The sequence below is a fragment of the Synechococcus sp. R55.3 genome, from assembly GCF_047461975.1.
Lineage (GTDB): Bacteria > Cyanobacteriota > Cyanobacteriia > Thermostichales > Thermostichaceae > Thermostichus.
In genome coordinates this window covers 1-19766 of the sequence record NZ_JANSIG010000007.1, presented here as the reverse complement: position 1 = coordinate 19766, position 19766 = coordinate 1, and the positions used below count along the sequence as shown (strand labels likewise).

The 19766-nt window shown below is 59.5% G+C and carries 18 protein-coding genes; 12 read left to right on the top strand and 6 right to left on the bottom strand.

Annotated elements, in window-relative coordinates:
- Nucleotides 1-72 precede the first annotated feature (72 nt).
- Entirely contained in the window at nucleotides 73-1596 is a 1524-nt protein-coding gene (locus tag NW849_RS02055; protein WP_414355697.1) for an ABC transporter ATP-binding protein, read from the bottom strand.
- Nucleotides 1597-1729: 133 nt separating this feature from the next.
- On the opposite strand from NW849_RS02055, the gene NW849_RS02050 reads away from it, so the two are divergent.
- From NW849_RS02050 to NW849_RS02040, 3 genes are all read left to right on the top strand, one after another.
- A complete protein-coding gene (locus tag NW849_RS02050) occupies nucleotides 1730-2728 on the top strand; it encodes a ribose-phosphate pyrophosphokinase (protein ID WP_011433256.1) in 999 nt (332 codons plus the stop codon).
- A gap of 311 nt (nucleotides 2729-3039) precedes the next feature.
- Nucleotides 3040-5961, top strand: a complete 2922-nt coding sequence (locus NW849_RS02045) for a PAS domain S-box protein (protein ID WP_414355696.1) — start codon at nucleotides 3040-3042, stop codon at nucleotides 5959-5961.
- Nucleotides 5958-6968 (top strand): response regulator, encoded by a 1011-nt coding sequence (locus tag NW849_RS02040; protein WP_414355695.1) that lies wholly within the window; start codon nucleotides 5958-5960, stop codon nucleotides 6966-6968. Before NW849_RS02045 ends, NW849_RS02040 begins: the two co-directional genes overlap by 4 nt.
- On the opposite strand, the gene NW849_RS02035 is transcribed toward NW849_RS02040, so the two are convergent.
- Entirely contained in the window at nucleotides 6969-8135 is a 1167-nt protein-coding gene (locus NW849_RS02035; protein WP_414355694.1) for a septal ring lytic transglycosylase RlpA family protein, read from the bottom strand.
- 144 nt (nucleotides 8136-8279) lie between these two features.
- Here NW849_RS02035 and purM point away from each other — a divergent pair, with 144 nt between their 5' ends.
- The 5 genes from purM to NW849_RS02010 all read left to right on the top strand — a co-directional run bounded on the left by purM (nucleotide 8280) and on the right by NW849_RS02010 (nucleotide 14476).
- Nucleotides 8280-9344 carry a phosphoribosylformylglycinamidine cyclo-ligase gene (purM, locus tag NW849_RS02030; RefSeq protein WP_414355693.1) on the top strand — a complete coding sequence of 355 codons (1065 nt, stop codon included), beginning with the start codon at nucleotides 8280-8282 and terminating at the stop codon, nucleotides 9342-9344.
- A gap of 235 nt (nucleotides 9345-9579) precedes the next feature.
- Nucleotides 9580-10590 (top strand): ABC transporter ATP-binding protein, encoded by a 1011-nt coding sequence (locus NW849_RS02025; protein WP_414355692.1) that lies wholly within the window; start codon nucleotides 9580-9582, stop codon nucleotides 10588-10590.
- Nucleotides 10587-11372 carry an ABC transporter permease gene (locus NW849_RS02020; protein ID WP_414355691.1) on the top strand — a complete coding sequence of 262 codons (786 nt, stop codon included), beginning with the start codon at nucleotides 10587-10589 and terminating at the stop codon, nucleotides 11370-11372. The genes NW849_RS02025 and NW849_RS02020 overlap by 4 nt, the downstream gene beginning before the upstream one ends.
- A gap of 50 nt (nucleotides 11373-11422) precedes the next feature.
- Entirely contained in the window at nucleotides 11423-12982 is a 1560-nt protein-coding gene (locus NW849_RS02015; RefSeq protein WP_414355690.1) for a GldG family protein, read from the top strand.
- Nucleotides 12983-13000: 18 nt separating this feature from the next.
- Nucleotides 13001-14476, top strand: a complete 1476-nt coding sequence (locus NW849_RS02010) for a DUF4340 domain-containing protein (RefSeq protein WP_414355689.1) — start codon at nucleotides 13001-13003, stop codon at nucleotides 14474-14476.
- A gap of 13 nt (nucleotides 14477-14489) precedes the next feature.
- Here the strand turns inward: NW849_RS02010 and NW849_RS02005 are convergent, their stop codons facing one another.
- From NW849_RS02005 to rpsF, 4 genes are all read right to left on the bottom strand, one after another.
- Nucleotides 14490-15137, bottom strand: a complete 648-nt coding sequence (locus NW849_RS02005; protein ID WP_414355688.1) for a universal stress protein — start codon at nucleotides 15135-15137, stop codon at nucleotides 14490-14492.
- A gap of 95 nt (nucleotides 15138-15232) precedes the next feature.
- Complete coding sequence (locus NW849_RS02000; protein WP_414355687.1) at nucleotides 15233-15937, bottom strand: M14 family zinc carboxypeptidase; 705 nt, start codon at nucleotides 15935-15937, stop codon at nucleotides 15233-15235.
- A gap of 27 nt (nucleotides 15938-15964) precedes the next feature.
- Nucleotides 15965-16363 carry a single-stranded DNA-binding protein gene (locus NW849_RS01995; RefSeq protein WP_414355686.1) on the bottom strand — a complete coding sequence of 133 codons (399 nt, stop codon included), beginning with the start codon at nucleotides 16361-16363 and terminating at the stop codon, nucleotides 15965-15967.
- 74 nt (nucleotides 16364-16437) lie between these two features.
- Nucleotides 16438-16728, bottom strand: coding sequence for a 30S ribosomal protein S6 (gene rpsF, locus NW849_RS01990; RefSeq protein WP_414355685.1), 291 nt, complete (start codon nucleotides 16726-16728; stop codon nucleotides 16438-16440).
- Between the two features lie 240 nt (nucleotides 16729-16968).
- Here rpsF and NW849_RS01985 point away from each other — a divergent pair, with 240 nt between their 5' ends.
- The 4 genes from NW849_RS01985 (at nucleotide 16969) to NW849_RS01970 (ending at nucleotide 19697) form a co-directional block, all read left to right on the top strand.
- Nucleotides 16969-17214 carry an acyl carrier protein gene (locus NW849_RS01985; protein WP_041436540.1) on the top strand — a complete coding sequence of 82 codons (246 nt, stop codon included), beginning with the start codon at nucleotides 16969-16971 and terminating at the stop codon, nucleotides 17212-17214.
- A gap of 33 nt (nucleotides 17215-17247) precedes the next feature.
- Nucleotides 17248-18528, top strand: a complete 1281-nt coding sequence (fabF, locus tag NW849_RS01980; RefSeq protein ID WP_414355684.1) for a beta-ketoacyl-ACP synthase II — start codon at nucleotides 17248-17250, stop codon at nucleotides 18526-18528.
- 12 nt (nucleotides 18529-18540) lie between these two features.
- Nucleotides 18541-18810 (top strand): hypothetical protein, encoded by a 270-nt coding sequence (locus NW849_RS01975; RefSeq protein ID WP_414350639.1) that lies wholly within the window; start codon nucleotides 18541-18543, stop codon nucleotides 18808-18810.
- Nucleotides 18811-18887: 77 nt separating this feature from the next.
- On the top strand, nucleotides 18888-19697 hold the full coding sequence (locus tag NW849_RS01970; protein ID WP_414355683.1) for an HAD family hydrolase: 810 nt from the start codon (nucleotides 18888-18890) through the stop codon (nucleotides 19695-19697).
- Nucleotides 19698-19766 lie beyond the last annotated feature (69 nt).

Sequence of the window (19766 nt, the reverse complement as noted above, 5' to 3'; positions counted from 1 at the left end):
CTTCTCCTGCTGCGGCAAAGCGAAAGGGCTACGCACCGCTGACGCGACCGCTAGAGGGCTTCGATTAGCCCTCTAAACCTCAGTCGGGATCCCTGGGATCTCGCTGCTGTGAGTGCTGCGCAAGACGGGAAGCGTCATCATCTGTCCCAGGCGTGAAACGGTGAGCTCCGCCGCCGGAATGGGCTCCGAGACCTGTCCGCCGCTGAACACCATCACCCGGTTGCTGTACAGCAGGATCTCGTCCAAATCTGCAGAGGCAAAAAGAATGGCTGTACCCGTTTGGGTGCGTTCTAGCAATTGCCCCCAGACCCACAGCGCCGACTCGATGTCCAACCCTCGCGTTGGGTGCTCCATCAGCAACAGGGTCAGGGGTGTGGGCAAGAGAGCCAACTGGCTGCGCTGCTGGTTGCCCCCCGAGAGTTGCTCCACCCGGCTGTAGGGGTGACCGCGAATGCTGAAGTGTTCAATGGCCGCTTGGGCCTGTTGACGGGCCAGAGCCCAGTTGATCCAGGGATCCTGCTGCTTGAGGGCAAAATGCTCCTGCAACGTTAGGCCGGGGATCAGCCCTTCCCGCAGCCGATCCGCCGGAGAAAACCCCACCCCACAGCGCAGGTAGTCGCCGTAAGGACGGCCTGTCATCTCCTGCCCCCTCAACAAGATCTGGCCCCGCCTGGGCGGCAACAACCCTGCACAGGTGAGAAGGAAAGAGCGTTGCCCACTGCCCTCCAAACCAGCCAACCCAATCACTTCCCCCGGCTGCACCGCCAGATCTGGCAAAGCCAGGGTAAACGGCTCATGCCGCACCACCAGGGAGCGCAACTCCAACAGGGGATCCGCCCTCCTTTGCGGAGAATGGGGCCGAGCCGGGGGTGCCAACTCCCGCCCGAACATCCAATCGATCAACCGCTGTTCCAGCAGGGCAATGTCCTCACCTCTAACAGGCAGCTCCCCTACCACCTCCCCCTGCCGCATCACCGTCACCCGATCGCAAAGGCACTCCACATCGGCCAGCTTGTGGGAGACGAAGATCACCGATTTGCCCTGCTCCGCCAACCTTCTCAGAGCCGCGAACAGAAGATCTTTTTGCGCTGCAGAAATGCCCGTCGTTGGCTCATCCAAAATCAAGGTGTTGATCCCCAGGGAAAGCAACCGCAGCATTTCCAGTTGTTGCCGTTCCCCCACCGTCAAACTGCCGATGGCTCCATCGGGGTTGAGATTAAAACCAAACTCTTCACAGGCTTTCTCGAGACGTCTTCGGCTTTCCCGCAGCCCCAAGCCCAAGCGCCCTCGTTGCCCGGCAATAAAGTTTTCTAGTACCGTCAGAGAAGGAAAATCCAAGGGATCCTGGTGCAACATGCCAATGCCCAGGCGAATGGCTGCTGCAGGGCTGTCGATGCGAACCGGTTGCCCATCGATCCAAATCTCCCCCTGATCGCAGCGCAGAAAGCCGCTCAGGATCTTAACTAAGGTACTTTTGCCGGCCCCATTCTCCCCAAGCAGGCCGTGGATTGTGCCCGCCTCCACCCGCAAGGACACATCGCGGTTCGCCTGTACCGCCCCAAAACGCTTGTGGATGTGCAGCAGCTCGACCTTCATCTTGACTATGGTAACTTGCTCCCCCCAAACTCAAAATCCGGAAGAATACACTTGCTGAGGTTGCAAGCGCCAGTGCTACGATAGCGGCAGCTCGCCGTCAGGCGTTGGCTACGGACGAGTTCAGCATCGATCTGTGGTTCGCCCTGCACCCCTTCTTCGCCCTTCTCCCCTGCCACCCATCTCGGATAGCAACCGCCTCAAAATCTTCTCAGGCAGCGCCAACCCGGCTCTGGCTCAGGAGGTAGCGCGTTACCTGGGCATGGATCTGGGCCCGATGTTGCGCAAGCGCTTTGCCGATGGCGAGCTGTACATCCAAATCCAAGAGTCGATCCGGGGTGCTGATGTCTACTTGGTGCAGCCCACTTGCCGCCCCGTCAACGACCACCTGATGGAACTGCTGGTGATCATCGATGCCTGTCGCCGCGCCTCTGCCCGGCAGATCACCGCTGTCTTGCCCTACTACGGCTACGCTCGCGCCGACCGCAAAACGGCAGGCCGAGAAGCGATCACCGCCAAGCTGGTGGCCAACATGATTACCCAGGCGGGAGCTCATCGCGTGCTGGCTATGGATCTGCACTCGGCCCAGATTCAAGGCTACTTCGACATTCCCCTCGACCACGTCTACGCCCAGCCGGTATTACAGGCTTACCTCAAGGAAAAGGGCTTGCTCGACGAAGACATTGTGGTCGTCTCTCCCGATGTGGGGGGTGTGGCTCGTGCCCGTGCCTTTGCCAAAAAACTCAAGGAAGCCCCTCTGGCAATCATTGACAAGCGCCGCCAAGCCCACAACGATGTGGAAGTCATGAATCTGATTGGGGATGTGCGGGGGAAAACTGCCATCCTTGTGGATGACATGATCGATACCGCAGGCACCATCTCGGAAGGGGCAAAATTGCTGCGCAAGCTGGGAGCCAAAGCGGTTTACGCCTGCGCCATTCATCCTGTTTTTTCTGAGCCGGCCATTCAACGCCTGCGGGGTGGCCTGTTTGAAGAGGTGATCGTCACCAACACCATCCCCATCCCTCCAGAGCAGCACTTTCCCGAGTTAACCGTTCTCTCGGTAGCCAATGTGCTGGGGGAAGCGATCTGGCGCATCCATGAAGATAGCTCCGTCAGCAGCATGTTTCACTAAAGTAAGTTTCAAAGTAAGTTTCTCCAGAGTATCGCTAGAGTAGAGTGGGTGCAGAATGGGTGCGCCTGCTCCTTTTCCCTGTGGAGATCAGCCCAACCAGGCACCCCCGATCTGTCGTGATGGACTGGGTTGAGCCAGCTCCTCGGCCAGGTTTTCCCATGTCACCTCCCATTTCTCGCTCGCCAAGATCCGTTGTGCACGGTTTTGCTTTCCCGCGGACTGCTCCCAGGGAAGGGCCGTCCCTTCGAACTGAACCGGATACTGAGTCCGCTTCGGCGCTGTACCCGCTGTTGCAATTGTTGGGTCAACTGTTGAAAGTACCTTTGGTCTATCTAGAACTGGCCCAGCCGGGATCCGATCCCCACTCGCCTTCAAAAGGGATCCTCTACCGGGATCCGCAAAGGATCCCAGCCGGAGAACCTTTCAACCCCGATGTCGGCTCTGAGCAATGGCCTTTTCATGAGTCCTTTCTCTTGCAAACTGAGCAGGGGATCCGGTTGGCCGATCTGCACCTGCTCGACTGCCACCCTCGCCAATTGAGCTCCTCTGAACGGGAACAGATTGACCTCGTTGGCCTCAGCCTGAAGCAAATCCTTCTCCAGGCCCAGGAGCATCGGCAGACCCTTGAGCAGCTCCAATCCCAACTGCAAGACAGCCGCAGCACTGCTGCCCGCTACCAGCAGATCTTCGAGAACGCCGTCGAAGGCATTTTTCAAACCACCCTAGAGGGCAAATACCTGGTTGCCAACCCGGCCTTGGCCCATATTTTCGGCTACGAATCCCCTGAGGATTTGATGCACAACGTCTCCGATATTGGCACCCAAATCTATAGCGATCCGGAGCAACGAGCCGAATTCATCCAGCGCATGCTGAGAGAAGGTCAAGTTGTGAATTTTGAACACCAAGTCTGCTGCAAAGATGGCAGGCTAATTTGGATTTCTTTAAATGCCCGTACCATCTACAACGACCAAGGGGATCCCCTCTATTTTGAAGGATTTGTTACCGACATCACAGCATCCCGTCAACTGAAAGAACGACAACAACAATTGGAAGAGGCCCGCCGAGAGAGCGAGCATCGTTTTCTGCAACTGGCAGAGAATACGCAGCAACTGTTTTGGATCACAACACTCTACAGCAAAGAGCTGATCTACGTCAGCCCAGCCTGCGAAGCCCTTTGGGGCCTTTCCGCCGAAGAGGCTTACGCCAACCCCCAAGCCTGGATGCGCCAAATCCACCCCGACGATCGCTGGTTGTTCCCCACCATCCTCAAAGCCCAATCGGAGGGCAAATCCACCGATGTCGTCTTCCGCATTTATCGCACCGATGGCCGCCTGATTTGGTTGCGGGAACGCACTTTTCCCATCGCCGACAAAGAGGGCAAAATCTATCGGGTAGCAGGGATCGCCGAAGACATCACCGAGTCCAAGCAACTGGAGGCCGAACGTCGTCGGATAGAGCAAGCTTGGCAACAAAGCGCCAACCATTTCCGGCAGATTTTCGAGCTGGCCCCCAATGGAATTGCCCTTGTGGACTTGCAGGGGCGGTTTATCCAGGTCAACGATGCCTTTGCCCAGATTGTCGGCTACACCCCCGAAGAATTGAAGCATCGGCAGCAACTGGACATTCTCCACCCCGAAGATGTCAACCCACTGCTGGGGGCCAATGAGGCTTTGTTGGCGGGGAAGGTCTCCGTCAGCCAGCGCCAGATTCGCTACACCCATCGTTCCGGTCAGGTTGTTCATGTGCTGTTTCAGGCCACCCTTCTCACCGACGAGGAAGGACAGCCCACCCAGTTTCTCAACCAGGTGATCGACATCAGCGCCCGTGTGGAGGCAGAAATTGCCCTCAAAGAAAGTGAAGAACGCTTCCGCCAATCCTTTGAGTGGGCTCCCATCGCCAAGGCCATGACCCACCTGGATGGCACCTATTTGCAGATCAACGCCGCTTTTACCGAAACCCTGGGCTACACCCTGGAGGATCTCAAGGGGAAAACCGTCCTTGACATCACCCATCCCGACGACATCGCCACCACCCTGGAAAACAGCAACCGCCTGCTGGCCGGCGAGGTGCATCAGTGGGAACAGGAGCAACGCTACATCCACAAGAACGGCCAAATTGTCTATGCCATTCTCCGCATCACTCTGGTGCGCACAGCCCAAGGGGATCCCAGCTACTTTCTGAGCCAGATTTTGGACATTACCGAGCGCAAGCAAGCTGAGGCAGCCCTTCGCCAAAGCGAGCTGAGTTTGCGGGGCATTTTCGAGCAGTCGGCCCTGGGCATTTCCATCGTCGATCACCAGGGCCATTACCTAAAAGTGAACCCTGCTCTGGAAGAGATCTTGGGCTACAGTGCCGCCGAACTAACCCGCATGAGCTTCTGCGACCTCACCCATCCAGAAGACATTCAGGAAGATTGGCGCCTTTTCCAGGAGGTTTTGAACGGCCAACGGGATCGCTACCATCTGGAAAAACGCTACATCCACCGCAGCGGAAAGGTGGTTTGGTGCCGCCTGGCGGTCTCTGCAGTCCGGGATCCCGAGGGCAAAAACCTCTTCATCATCGGCATTTGTGAAGACATTACCGAAGAAAAACGGGCAGAGCTGCAGATCCAGGCCGCCCTTCAGGAAAAAGAAGTTCTGCTGCGGGAGATTCACCACCGCGTCAAAAACAATCTGCAAATTATCTCCAGCCTGCTGCGGCTCCAAGCTGACCAGATCAAAAGCCGCAAGTACGCCCGCGTTTTTAAGGATGCCGGCAGCCGTATTCAAGCCATGTCTTTGATCCACGAAGGTCTGTACCAATCCAACAATCTGGCCGCTGTGGATCTCAAGCAGTACTTGCACAATTTGATCTCCAACCTCTTTCACTCCTACGGGGTGAACCCCGAGAGCATTCGCGCCAGCATCCGTGCCGAAGGGATCCGCCTCAACCTCGACGATGCAGTTTTGTGTGGCCTGATCATCAACGAGTTGGTGACCAACAGCCTCAAGTATGCCTTCCCGAAGGGCCGCAGTGGAGAGATAGAGGTTTGTTTCAGCCAAACCCGCAAATATACTCAGTTGCGAGTCTCCGACAATGGCATTGGCTTGCCCCCGAACTTTGACTTCAAGGAAACTCAATCTCTGGGTTTACAACTGGTTGCAACCCTCACCGATCAGCTACAGGGCAAGATACAATTGAGAAGCAAATCGGGTACTACTTTCATCATTACCTTTCCGAGGAGCGAGCCTTGAAGAGAGTTCCACCCCTTGTCAAAGGCAGTATTCTGGTCGTCGAGGACGAGAAGATCATCGCCAAGGACATTGCCAACGTTCTGAAAAAATTTGGCTACGCTGTGCCCGCCATTGCTTCTTCCGGGGAAGAAGCGATCCGAAGGCTGGAAGAGATGCCGGTGGACTTGGTCTTGATGGATATCGTCCTAAAAGGCGATATCGATGGCATAGAAGCCGCCAAGCGGATCACCGAGCGCTTCAACATTCCGGTGGTGCATCTGACGGCCTACGCCGACGAAGACACCCTCTCCCGCGTCAAGGAGACCCGGCCCTTCGGCTACATCATCAAGCCTTTCAAAGAGCGGGAACTCTACACCACCATTGAAATTGCCCTGCACAACCACCGCCAGAGCCTTGAGAACCGCAAGCTGGAAGAGAAAAGAATCGAGGAGCTGCGGCAAAAACTGCAGCAGTTGCAGCAGTTCACGGACGTGAAGGGCACTCTGTTCAAGAAATTCTTGCAGGATCTGAGCGAGCCCCTCTCGAACCTCAGCTTTGCCTTGGGGCTGCTCAAAGATGCCGAGTCGGAGCAGAAGCGGGAACACTACCTGCAGGTGCTGGAGGATGAATTTCGCCGTGAGCTGGAGCTGATCCACCAGACCTCTAACCTGGAAAATCTCCTGAACCTGGAAAATGTCGGCCTGTTGAGCCAGTTCAGCCTGCTGCGTCCCCAGGAGCCCAGCCCTGGTCACCGGTTGGAGCAGGAAGCACCCACCCCTGCAACCACGCCCTCCCAGGAGTCGGCAGGCTCTGCCCCCGCACCCAGCCCCACTGCCGCCACAGCGCCACGGGCACCGCTGCGCCCCCTTAACCAGACTCAGTTGGCGGAACGGTTGGGGGTGGTGGTTTCCGCCATTACCTACTGGAAATTCAAAACCGGGTTTCCAGAGTGGAGCCGCAGCCGGGATCCCGACGGCATTTCTTGGCGCTATTCCCCCGATTCCAAGCGCTTTTCGCCCGTGCCCTAGCTAGCGTTGCAGCACTTCCACCCGCACAGGTGCCAGCCCCGAGCGCACCATCCCCAACACCTCTGCCGCCCGCAGGGAGAGGTCGATGATCCGACCGGGGATAAAAGGGCCGCGATCGTTGATGCGCACGACAGCCTGGCGTCCGTTTTTCAGGTTGGTCACCCGTACCTCGGTGCCAAAGGGCAGGGTGGGGTGGGCAGCCGTCATCTCATGGCGGGTTGGGTGCAGGTCATACCAAGAAGCAATGCCCTCTTGCACAGGCCCAACCACGCGGACAGGGGCGGGTTCCTGTTGAGGGGCTGTTTTCGGCTTGGAACCTGCAACAGCGGCTTTGGCGGTCAGAGCAGCCGGTTGAGGCAGGGCCGGAGCTGAAATGGGCGGGGCATCGAGCAGCAGACGGCGCAGACGATTGGCAGCCAAAACAGCCACATCCACCGGGCGCTGGTTGTCGATCAACAGCACTCCATCGTCAATGCGCAGCAATTCCTTGTTGTTGACCTGAATGGTGTAGAGAGGAACACCCAAGCCTTGTTCGGCCAATTCCAAACCTGCCCAACCTAGGGTGATGGTGGTGTCTTTCAGGGATCCCTGGGCCATTTGGTTGAGCTGGGCCACAAGGGTGCTGGCCCGCATCAGCGGTGGTTCTAGCCCAGGGTGCTCGACAAAACTGACAATGGGCAGATCCCGCACATAGACAGTAACCACCTGTTGCCCGTCCATCTGATAGTCGTAGAGGGTGGAGATGGGCTGGTTGGTGTGCTGCTGTTGTTCGCCGATCTTGAGAATGGGTTCTTCTGCTCGACGGGGCAGGATCGCCTGGCGAGATCGGTTCAAGGGATGATCCAAGTTCAGGGTACCCAGTTTGGCAGGGGCAAGACCCTCGTGGCCGGAGATAGGGGTTTGGGGAATTCTCGGCAGCGTTCTGACTGGGGCTGCGGCAGCAGGGAGGGGTTGGGAAGGGGTGGCCGGGGGGGGCAATTTGGATGCAGGTGACAGCTCTGCTGCTCGGGTGTTGGGGGATCCGGTTCGCGTCGAGGCTTGTGCTCGCGAAGTCAAGCCGCCCAACATGCCTGCCGGCAAGCCCAAAGCCGTGACACAGAGACAACTGACCAAGCCCATTTTGCGGGCGGGATCCAGTCCCTGTCCAAGCTGTTTCCAATTTCGCATGAGGCCGCGCTCCTCTCCAATCTCGTACAACTTCCAGTGCGACGGTTAAAACAGAAGTTAATGTACCATAGGTTTCTGAGTTGACCCGTTTGTACGGTCGGACACAGGAGCTCAAGTCTTGATAGCATAAGGGGTTTTGGCATTTTGGACTACCGCTCAGCAGGGGTTGACATCGATCTGGGCCACGCCTTTGTCAGGGGGATCCGCGAGCGCGTTGAACGGATTCAAATTCCGTCCTCAGGTTCTTCAGGAACCTTGGGCGGCATCGGCGGCTTTGCCGGTCTGTTTGAGCTGCCGACGGGGTATCAAGCGCCGGTGTTGGTGGCGGGCACCGATGGGGTGGGGACAAAGCTGGACATTGCCCAGCAGTGGGGTCAGCACCGGGGGGTAGGTGTTGATCTGGTGGCGATGTGCGTCAACGACGTGCTGACGGTGGGGGCCCGGCCGCTGTTTTTCTTGGACTATGTGGCCACCGGCAAGCTGGAGCCGGAAGCCCTGTGGCAGGTGATCGACGGCATCTTGGCGGGCTGCCAGGAGGCGGGCTGCCAACTGCTGGGGGGGGAAACGGCGGAGATGCCGGGGTTCTATCCCCCTGGGAAATACGACCTGGCCGGGTTTTGTGTCGGAATTGTGGAAAAAACGGCCATTCTGGATGGGTCGCGGGTGCAGTTGGGGGATCGGCTGTTGGCTTTGCCCAGCAGCGGCCTGCACAGCAACGGCTACAGCTTGGTGCGGCGCATTGTGGCCGACCGGGGCTGGCGCTGGGATCACCGGCCACCCGGCTGGGATCGGCCTTTGGCGGAAGTATTCCTCACCCCCACCCGCATCTATGTCCAGGCGGTGCAACGGCTGCAGTCAGCCGGTGTTCCCCTCCACGGCATGGCCCACATCACCGGCGGCGGGATCCCGGAAAATTTGCCCCGCTGTTTGGCCCCGAACCAAGCGGCACGGCTGCAGCCCCACAGTTGGCCCGTCCCACGGGAATTTCTCTGGCTCCAAGAGCAGGGCCAGGTGGAGACCTTGGAGATGTTCCGCACCTTCAACCTGGGGGTGGGCTATGTGCTGGTGATCCCCCCTGAGGCGGAAAATCAGGTGAGATCCCTGCTCCCCGAAGCCTTCCCCATTGGGGAGGTGGTGGCGGCCTGTCCAGGGGAAAGCCGCGTTCTGGGACTGGAACAGTGGGGATCCCTCACAAGCCCTGCTGACTAGCCAACCGATGGATCCCCACCAAAAGGGGGAAAGGGATCCCGGCTCCATCAACGCATCCTCGCTGCCGCTATGCTAAGTTGGCATGTGGCCTCAGCACGGTTGCCCGTGTTCTTGCCCGAGCCTGTAATCTCTTCCTAGCATTCGTCTTTCTTGGAATATGGGCAACTCAGCCTTAGCCTGCACAGACTTGGGCCGTTTGCCAACCACCGCTGACCCTGTAGGTTAGGAGTTGCTGATGACAGGTTTACCCACTGCTCGTGCAAATGCGGTTGCTATCGAAGTCGAGCATTTGAGCAAAACCTACGGCAGCTTTACTGCCATTCGCGATGTTTCCTTCCAGGTGAACGCCGGCGAGATCATGGGGTTTTTGGGGCCGAACGGAGCCGGCAAGACCACATCCATGCGCATTTTGGCCGGGTATCTGCCTGCCAGCGAGGGGACGGCGCGGGTGGCCGGGTTTGACGTCCACGAAAACTCAATGGCGGTGCGGCAGCGTATTGGCTATCTACCGGAAAACCCGCCCCTCTACATGGAGATGACGGTGGAGGCGTATCTGCACTTTGTGGCGCAGATCAAGCGGGTCAGCCCCGGCGACCGATCCAGGCGGGTGGACGAGGTGATCCGGCGCTGCAGCCTAGAAGAAAAGCGCCACACCCTCATCCGCAAGCTCTCCAAGGGATTTAAGCAGCGGGTGGGCATCGCCCAAGCCCTGGTTCACGACCCGCCGGTGATCATCCTGGATGAGCCCACCATCGGCTTGGATCCCAAGCAGATCATCGAGGTGCGCAACCTGATCAAGAGCTTAGCGGGAGAGCACACGATCATCCTCTCCACCCACATCCTGCCGGAGGTGAGCATGACCTGCGACCGGGTGGTGATCATCAACCGCGGCCAGGTGGCCGCCATCGGCACCCCCGCTGAGCTGACAGCCCAGCTTCAGGATCGGCAGCAGGCGCGGCTGGTGGTGGGGGCAACCGAGGAAATGGCCATCCGGTTGGCCCTGCAGCCTTTGCCACAGGTGGAAGTGGTGAGCCTACAGCCCTTGGCGGCGGATCCCTCCCGCTGGCAGGTGCAGCTCAAGAGCAACGCTGCCGCGGACGGCTGGATCCCGGAGGCAGCCAAAGCGCTGGTGCAGGCGGGGATCGACCTCTACGAGATAGGCCGTCCTCAAGCTTCTTTGGAAGAGATTTTCCTGCAGCTCACCACCCAAGAGGGATCCGAGGGCCTACTGGAGGAAGCGGCATGAACGGAGCAATTGCCATTTTTCGTAAGGAATTGCGCGGCTACTTCACCTCGCCCATCGCCTATGTGGTGGCCGCGGTGTTTTGGGGACTGGCGGGGTTTTTCTTCTTTAATATCCTGGTGCGGGTGATCAATTTCTCCCAGCAGGTGGATCTGTTTGCCCAGTTTGGCCAGGAGAACCCTTTTGACGCCGCCACCATCCTGTCGCAGCAGTTTCTCAACCTCTTGGGCACTCTTTCTCTCTTCTTATTGCCCATCTTCACCATGAGTTCCTATGCCGAGGAGCGGCGGCGGGGCACCATGGAGCTGCTGGCCACCTCCCCCATCACCAACTTGGGGGTGGCGGTGGGCAAATGGCTGGCGGTGTGGGCGTTTTTCATCACGCTGCTGCTGCCGCCGTTGGTTTACCACGTGCTGGTGCTGAGCAGCGCCAACCCGGCAGTGGACTACCGCCTGACCTTGATGGGCTATGTGGGCCTAACCCTGCTGGCGGGCAGTGTCATGGCCTTGGGGTTGTTTATCTCGTCTCTAACAGACAGCACGCTCATCGCGGCGGTGGCCACCTTTGGCCTGATCCTGCTGCTCTGGGTGATCGACGCGGCAGCCGGCCAGGAGGAGAACTGGATTGCCGCGACGCTGCGGCATGTGTCTTTGCTGCAGCAATACAGCAACTGGGTGCAAGGGATCCTCAGCAGCAGCAGCCTCATTCTTTTCTTGAGCATCATCGTCCTGGGGCTGTTTGCCACGGTGCAATCGGTGGAAAGCCTGCGCTGGCAACAGAGCTAGGGTCAGATGGGAGGAGTGCGGTGTTCGCGGCAGCGGTGCGGAGCATTATTATGAAGGACTGGCGCGCGTTAAAGGACTGGACAGGGATCCTGGGCATTGGCGTCATCGCCATTGGCCTGGTGGTGGGATCCGCCTTTACCGGTTGGACGGCTGTGCCCCTGAGCATGCTGGCAACGGGCCTGGCCCTGCTGGTGGTTTGGGGCATCACCCACCGGCAGGAGGTGGGGGTCTTCCTCGGTCTGCGTTCCACCCAGACCAACGCCAACATCCTGGTGGCGGTGGCGGCGATGGCCGTCATTCTAGTGCTGGTGAATGTGGTGGCGGTGCGCTACGACCTGCGGCTGGATCTCACCGAGGAGGGCCTGTTTACCCTGTCGCCCCAAACCCGGCAATTGGTGCAGGGATTGGTGCAACCGGTCAAAGTTTGGGTGGTCACCACTGCGCCGGATCCCAATCTGCGGGAACAACTGGAGCGCTATCGCCGCCTCAACCCCAACCGCTTCCAGTTTGAGTTTGTGGATCCCAACCGGGATCCCCTGACCATTCAGCGGCTGCAGGTGACGCAAAACAACACCCTGGTGGTGGAGGCCGGAGAAAGCCGGCAACAACTGCCCCAGCCCCCTGCTCCTGACCTGGAGAGCAGACTGACCCCTGTCTTGTCCAAAGTGGTCAACCGAGGGGAGTTAGTGGCCTATTTCGTGCAAGGGCACGGGGAAGTGGGGCTGGAAGCGAGGGAAGGTACTCCAACTCTGGCCCAGGCGGCGGCAGCCCTGGGTCAGGAAGGCTATCGGGTAGAGACCCTCAACTTGGTGCAATCGGGGATCCCAGAGGATGCGAATGTCCTGGTGCTGGCGGGGCCACAGCGGGCTTTGTTCCCCGGCGAGGTGGAGAAACTGCAGGATTACCTGGCCGAGGGAGGACGGCTGCTGTTGTTGATTGGGCCACGGGTGGATGCCGGCCTGGATCCCTTGCTGGAAGAGTGGGGCGTGGTCTTGGGGGATGACATCCTCATTGAGGTGAGCAGCGTCAGCCAACTGTTGAGGACAGGGCCGGCGGTTGCCCTGGTTACTACCTACGGGGATCACCCCATTACCGCCCCCTTGGCCGCCCAGCGGCTGATGACCCTGTTCCCCCTGGCCCGCTCTGTGGAAACCGAAGCCCGCGAAGGGATCCAAGCCACGCCCCTACTGCGCACCAACCCGCAAAGCTGGGGGGAGACCAGTCCTGACCTGGAACGTGGCCCCCTGCAGTTCGATCCGGAGCAGGACAAGCCTGGCCCCCTTACCTTGGGTGTTGCTTTAACCCGCCGTTTGGACGCCGACCAGGCCGACACAGGATCCCCGCAGGAGGCCCGCCTGGTGGTGATCGGCAATGTCGACTTTGCCCTCAACGGCAACTTGCGGCAGCAGGGCAACCGGGATCTCTTCTTGAACACCCTCAACTGGCTGACTGAGCAAACGGAGCAGATCTCCATCCGCCCCAAATCCATCACGGATCGCCGTCTCACCCTGACCGGTCAAAACTTCCGCTGGCTGGTGCTGGGATCAACGGTCCTTTTGCCCTTGGCGGCCCTGGGTTCCGGAGCTGCCCTGTGGTGGCAAAGACGGTAGAGCTGGAGGAAAGCAGGCATGTTCAAGCGAACCACCTGGATTCTCCTGGGTTTGGCGGTGGCCTGTCTGCTGGGCTACTTCCTCTTGGACAACATCCAGCAACTGCGCCAGGAGCAACAGGCGGAGCGAGCGCGGCTGTTCCATTTTGCCACCGATACCATTGCCCGCATTGAAATCCGCCAACAGAAAGAGGGGGAACCCGTTCGCGGCAGCGGTGCGGAGCACTTGGAAATCCTTTTGGAGCGCAATCCAGAAGAAGAGGGATCCCACTGGCGGATCGTCAGTCCCATTCAGTCAGCGGCGCTGGACTTCCCCATTGAGCAGTTGCTCAACACCTTCTCCCGCCTCACCCCCCAAATCACTCTGGAGGGGGTCACTGACCTGGCCGCTTTTGGCCTGGATCAGCCGCGACACCAAATCGCCCTTTTCCCCAAAGAAGGGGATCCCTACCGCCTGGCCATCGGCAACGACAACTTCGACGGCTCCGGCTTCTACGCCCAGCCCGAAGGGGGACAGGTGGTGCTTCTAAGCAGTGCCCAGAAGGGATCCCTGTTGCCCTCTCTCTTGGCTTTGCGGGACAAGACTTTGCTTCAGTTTGATACAGCCGAGGTGAAAGCCCTGCAAGTGCAGTTGGCAGAGGCGGAGCCGGAAGTTGTTCGCCTGCAGCGGAAAGACGTTCGCGCCAGCGGTGCGGAGCACTTTACTTGGCAGATTGTCCAGCCCAGAGAGCTGCCTGCCGATGAGATCAACGTCAACCGCTTGCTCAATACTCTGGCCCGCCTGCAGGCCGTGGAGTTCCCCGCCGAGACCAAAGACGAGCTCGCCCCCTATGGCCTGGAGCAGCCTTCCGCCCGCCTGACGGTGGAGCTGGAGGGCGGCAAAACCCTGAACGTCGCTTTGGGATCGGAGAAAGATGGCCAGGTGTACGTCATCACCTCTGAGCACCCGGCAGTAGCCACCTTGCTCACCTCCACCGCCGATATTCTCCGCTCCGACTTGGAAGAGCTGCGGGATCACCGCATTGCCCGCCTCAACGCCAACCAAGTGGGCCAAGTCACCTTAGAATCCCAAGGGGAAAAGGTCACCCTCACCCCTCGGCCTTCAGAGAAGGGATCCTTGGAGCTGCGCTGGGAAAACCCGGAGCGACCGGGCCAGCCTGTGGATCTCGGCTCTCTGTTCTCCAGCCTGAATGCTGCCCGCGCCAAGGAGTTTGTGGAACAGGCCGACGCGGAAGCCCAAAGGGTGTTGTCTGAGCCCGACCTACGGCTGACCTTTGAGCCCAAGCCTGACGCCGAGCAGGATCCCTTAACCCTGACCTTGGCCGCCTCTGGCTTGCAGGCCTACGTGCAAAGCAGCCGCCAGCCGGACATTGCCGTGATCGAGCTGAGCACCTTCAACAGCCTGGAAACCGAAGTGAATCGCCTCTTGGAGGGCCAGCCGGAGAGCAAGGACTCTGCCCCGCTCACGCGACCAGATCCCACTCCCTCGCCCTAGAGTCCCTAGAGCCTTAGCCAGCAGGGGTAGCTGTCTTCTCTTCCGCAGTTTGGGCTTCTTTTTTCAGGGCTTCCCCTTGTATCGTCAGCACCGAGCAGGGAGCGCGGTGGAGCACGTAGTTGCTAACGCTGCCCAGAAACAGCTCGCTCAGGCCGGAGTGGCCGCGGCGGCCCACCACCACCAAGTCCGCATCCCAAGAGCGGGCCAGATCGCAGATGACCCGACCGGGGTTGCCGTAGTTGAGGGTGTACTCAGCGCGGATCCCGTGCTCAGCCGCTTTCTCCACCAGCGAGCGCAGGTAGTCCATCTGGTTTTGCTCGAAGATGGCACATTGCTCCCGGTAGGACTGCCACAGCTCGGCGCTGATGGTGGAGCTGTAATCTACCCCCAGGATCATCGGCGGCTCTGGGGCGCCCGGCTCTTCCTGAGACAGAACATGGAGAATCATCATCTGGGCCTGCATGGCCTTGGCCACTTGGACGGCCTTTTGAAATACTCCCTGGCTCAGCTCCGACCGATCCACTGCCACCAAAATCCTGCTGAACATATTGGCTTCCTCCAGATGGCTAACAGCGGGGCACAAGGCAGAAGCAGCGTGACTTCGGGGTTGACCTCTGACCCCTTTTCCCTCGACTCCAAGCTCCCCTCTGCTCTGCCCCACCTATCTGTGTTGTAGAAGATTTGGGCGAGAAAACCCCAGATATCTTGAACGAACTAGGCAGATTGGCAACGAAAGTTCAGAGATCTTGACACCGGTCAGAAGGCATCGCCTTGGGCTGCCCACTCCAACACCGCCTGCAGCGCCTCGGCCTGCTCTTGCCAGACTTGATCGAGGGGAGTGCCCCGCAGGATTTCCAGCGTTAGGGTTGGGATCCGCCGTTCCTGCCCTGCCCAAGTGCCCAGAGAACCAGGGGTAGGGTAGCCAATGTCGGCGGCGACGGGCAAGCCGTTGCGAGCAGCCATCACCTGGGCCAGCTCAAGGGCAGGGCCGTTGTAGTTCACGCAGGGGTGCGCCTGGCAGGAGTGGGCAGAAAGGATAAACTGGGGCTGAATCCGGGCCAAACTCGTCAACAACACTTGCGTTTCGGGCTCGGAGCCTGGGGCCGATCCGGGCGGATAACGAGCTTCCAGAGAGGCCGGGATCCAATCTTGGGTGGGCAGATTGCGGTTGAGATCGACGCCGTTGGCATTGAGCCGTTGCCCCAAGGCACAGCCATCCGGGTTCAGGCGTGGGATCGCCCACAAGGTCGCCTTCCCGGCCAAGGATCCCCATTTCCCAGAAGCCACATAGCGCTCGATCAGGGCATAGCCCTCCACCTCATCCCCGTGTACCCCGCCGAGCAGCAGCAAGGAGCGGATCCCTTGGGTGAGCTGCCAAAGGTGAATGGGACGCCCCTGCACCGAGTAGCCGATGACCCGCAGGGATCTCAAAGGTTCACCCGCAGCAAGTTCCTGAGACATGGGGGATCCCGGCAAGTCTCGCAACCGTTAGAACGGGAGATCGTCCGGCTCCGGTGGGGAAACCACATCCCCCTCAGAGGATTCCACAATCGCCGGTTCGCCCATCCCCGTCAGAGAGAGGACGCGAGCGGATCCCAGCTGATGGACACGGCGCGCGGTGATCTCGGCCAGCTTTTCCTTGCGCCCATCTCGCTCCACCACATTTATGTGCAGTTGGCCTTCCACTGTGATTTGGTCGCCCACATGGCAGGTGTCCACCACCCTTTTGGCCAGTTCTCCAAAAGAGGAAACGCGCACGCGATAGGGCGGCTCATCCGGGCGCAGGCTGGGAAAGCCGATCACCAAGGATGTAACAGCCAAGTTATCGGGGGTGTAGCGCAGCTCCGGCTCAGACAGAACCTCGCCCATCAACACAATCGAGTTCATAACAGAGCCATCCGGGGATCAAGGGGCAGCTCAGCGCACTTCCATCATGCCCGCAGGCGGGGATCCCGTCAAACCTAGCCGACGCGGAGGGTCATGTGGCGCAGCACACTCTCGTTGATGCGCAGGTTTTTCTCCCAGGCAGCCACCGCACTGGGTTCGGCTTCGTAGTTGAACTGGATGTACAGACCCTCCTTGAACTTTTTCATCTCAAACCCGGCAAAGCGACGCTTGCCCCTATTGGTAATCTCCACGTGGTTCACTCCGTTCTCTCGCAGGATTGCCTCCTGACTGCTGAGCAGTTGTTCGAGGGGTTCATCTGACACATCAGGACGCACAATCAGCATCGTTTCGTAAGCGCGGGGCATGGAAGCGAGTTCTCCTTGAGGATCCAGTTGTAGAGATGCAGTAGACTATACTAGCTTTTCTTTCCTGCAACCGAAAAGGCCGCGGCTCAATCCCCACACCTCCATACTCTGGCCGCAGCAGCCAATGCAGGTGAGGCTGCTCACAAGAGGGGATCCATTGTCCGATACAATAGGGATTGCTTCATTGGCCGCTGGTTGGCCCGGCCAAGACACGCTGAATCGAGAGTTGGGATTCCAAGCATGAGCGCAGACGAAGTTTATAGCCGTGTTCGCAAGATCGTGTCCGATCAACTGGGCGTGGAAGATGACAAAGTGACCCCGGAAGCCAATTTCCAGAACGACCTGGGGGCCGATAGCCTCGATACGGTGGAGCTGGTCATGGCTTTTGAAGAGGAATTCGACCTGGAGATCCCCGATGAAGATGCAGAGGGGATCGCCACCGTGCAAGACGCTGTTAACTACATCCTCTCGAAGAAAGCTGCCTAATCTGCCTCCATACCCCTGGGCTAACACCGGACGATGGCTACTCTGGATCCCGCCACTGCTCTCAGGCCAACCCGCCGCGTTGTGATTACGGGGCTGGGCGCGGTCACCCCCATCGGCAACTCTCCTGCCGAGTTTTGGCAGAGCTTGCTGGCAGGGCGCTCCGGCATTGGGCCGATTACCCATTTCGATGCCTCCCGCCACGACTGCCGTATTGCCGGAGAGGTGAAGGGATTTGATCCCCTCGACTACTTGGATCGCAAGGATGTCAAGCGCACCGACCGCTTTGTGCACCTGGCGATGGCGGCCACCCGGCAAGCCTTGGAGGACGCCGACTTTCACATCACCGATCTCAACGCTGAGCAAGTGGGGGTGATCTTGGGCACCGGCATCGGCGGCATCCGCGTCTTGGAAGAGCAGCAGACCATCTATCTGCAGAAAGGGCCGGATCGCTGTAGCCCCTTCATGGTGCCCATGATGATTGCCAACATGGCTGCAGGTCACCTGGCCATTCATTTTGGCGCCAAAGGCCCCAATTCCTGCACAGTTACGGCCTGTGCCTCTGGCTCCAACGCCATTGGCGATGCCTTTCGGCTCATCCAGAGGGGAGAGGTGCAAGCGGCGATTACAGGTGGCACGGAAGCGGCGGTTACCCCTTTGTCCATGGCGGGGTTCAGTGCCATGAAGGCCCTTTCCACCCGCAACGACACCCCGGAGCAAGCCTGTAGGCCCTTTGATCGGGATCGGGACGGCTTTGTCATGGGGGAAGGAGCAGGGATCCTGGTCCTGGAGGAGTTGGAGCATGCCCGCGCCCGCGGGGCCAAGATCTATGCGGAGATAGTCGGCTATGGCCTCACCTGCGATGCCCACCACATGACCAACCCTGCCCCCGGCGGCGAGGGAGCGGCCCGGGCGATGCGGCTGGCCCTCAAGGATGCCGGGCTTCAGCCTGGGGATGTGCAACACATCAATGCCCATGCCACCAGCACCCCTGTAGGGGATATCGCCGAGGTCCAGGCCATCAAGTCGGTCTTCGGCGAACATGCCCCCCGTTTGGCCATCAGCGCCACCAAGTCCATGACCGGCCACCTGTTGGGGGGAGCGGGCGGCATTGCCACGGTGGCCACAGCTTTGGCCATCCACCACGGCTGGGTTCCTCCTACCCTCAACTTGGACAACCCCGATCCCGAGTGCGAAGGGCTGGATTTTGTCCCCCACAAGGGGCGGCAGATGGCTGTTGAGGCCGCTTTGGTGAATGCCTTTGGGTTTGGTGGGCACAACGTCACGCTGGCCTTGCGCCGCTACTCTCCCGCTTGAAGGGCTTGGCCTATGTCTTCTCCCGAAAGTTCACTGCCCTCAGTTCGCCAACAAGCCTTGGCCGCTTTGACGGCGGAGCTGGCGCAGCAGGGTCACCCGCCCGAATATGCTCAGCACATGGCGGCGGCGGTTATTTTTCAAGCGGACTTGGATCTGTGTGCAGCCCAACTGGCGCGGGTGCTCAGTTGGCTGAAGCAAAACCATCCTCAGCTCTATCCAGAGGCGGTGCAATTGGTGGACACCACTCGGGAAGAGTTCGAGCGTCGCGTCCAAAATGGATAGACAAGCCATCTGCTGTGATCTGAAGCAGGGATCCGGCAGTTGGGTTGCGGTCGTTAGCAGAGGGTGATGTCCCCCCTATGGGACTGCAAGGGGTGATCTTGAGCTGGAGTGGAGTGGTGGCCGATGACGAGAACTTGCACCTACAGGCCATCAACCAACTGCTGGTGGAAGAGAACCTGCGCCCCTGGAACCTGTGCTGGCCGAAGTCGGGATCCCCTGGGCAGCGGGAGCTTTACCGGCTGCAATACCTGGGCCGACCGGATCGAGAGCGCCTGCCGGCTCTGTGGGGGGAGCAAGGGCGGGTGCTCAGCCCCAAACAACTGGAAGAGCTGCTGAAACGCAAGGCCCTATACTACCGACAGGCTTTGCAGGGGCAGAGGGAATTGCCTCTCATTCCCGGCCTGAGGGAAACTTTGGAGACGCTGGAGCGGCTGCAACTGAAGGTCGGCCTGCTGTGCGGCCAATCGGCAGCCGAGGTGGCCGCTTTTCTAGAGCGCTTCCAGCCATGCTGCCCGGCCCTGATACGGTTGACCGATGTGGGCTCCTATCGAGTGACGGGAGATGATGCAGGCCCAATATTTTCCCCAGGACACTTGCACCGCCTGCTTTTGCAGCGGATGGAATTGCCTGCCCAGGCGTGTTTGAGCATTGAAGCCACCTACTCCGGCATTCAGGCAGCCCGTTCGGCAGGGATCCCGGTGCTGGCTCTGGCCACCTTCTTTCCTCTGCACATGCTGCAGCGGCGGGCCAATTGGGCGGTGGACGGCTACCATCAGGTGGAATGGGATCGCATCCGGAACTGGTTTGCCGGCGGCCAAGACCGTCCTTCGACCCCAGTTGAAGGAGAGGCGGAGGCCGGTTCCTTCAAGGGATCCCAGGGAGCATGACTCTAGTCAATAATAAGCTCAACTATACTGAAAATAATGTATAATATGTTCAGTACGGATTACTACCAG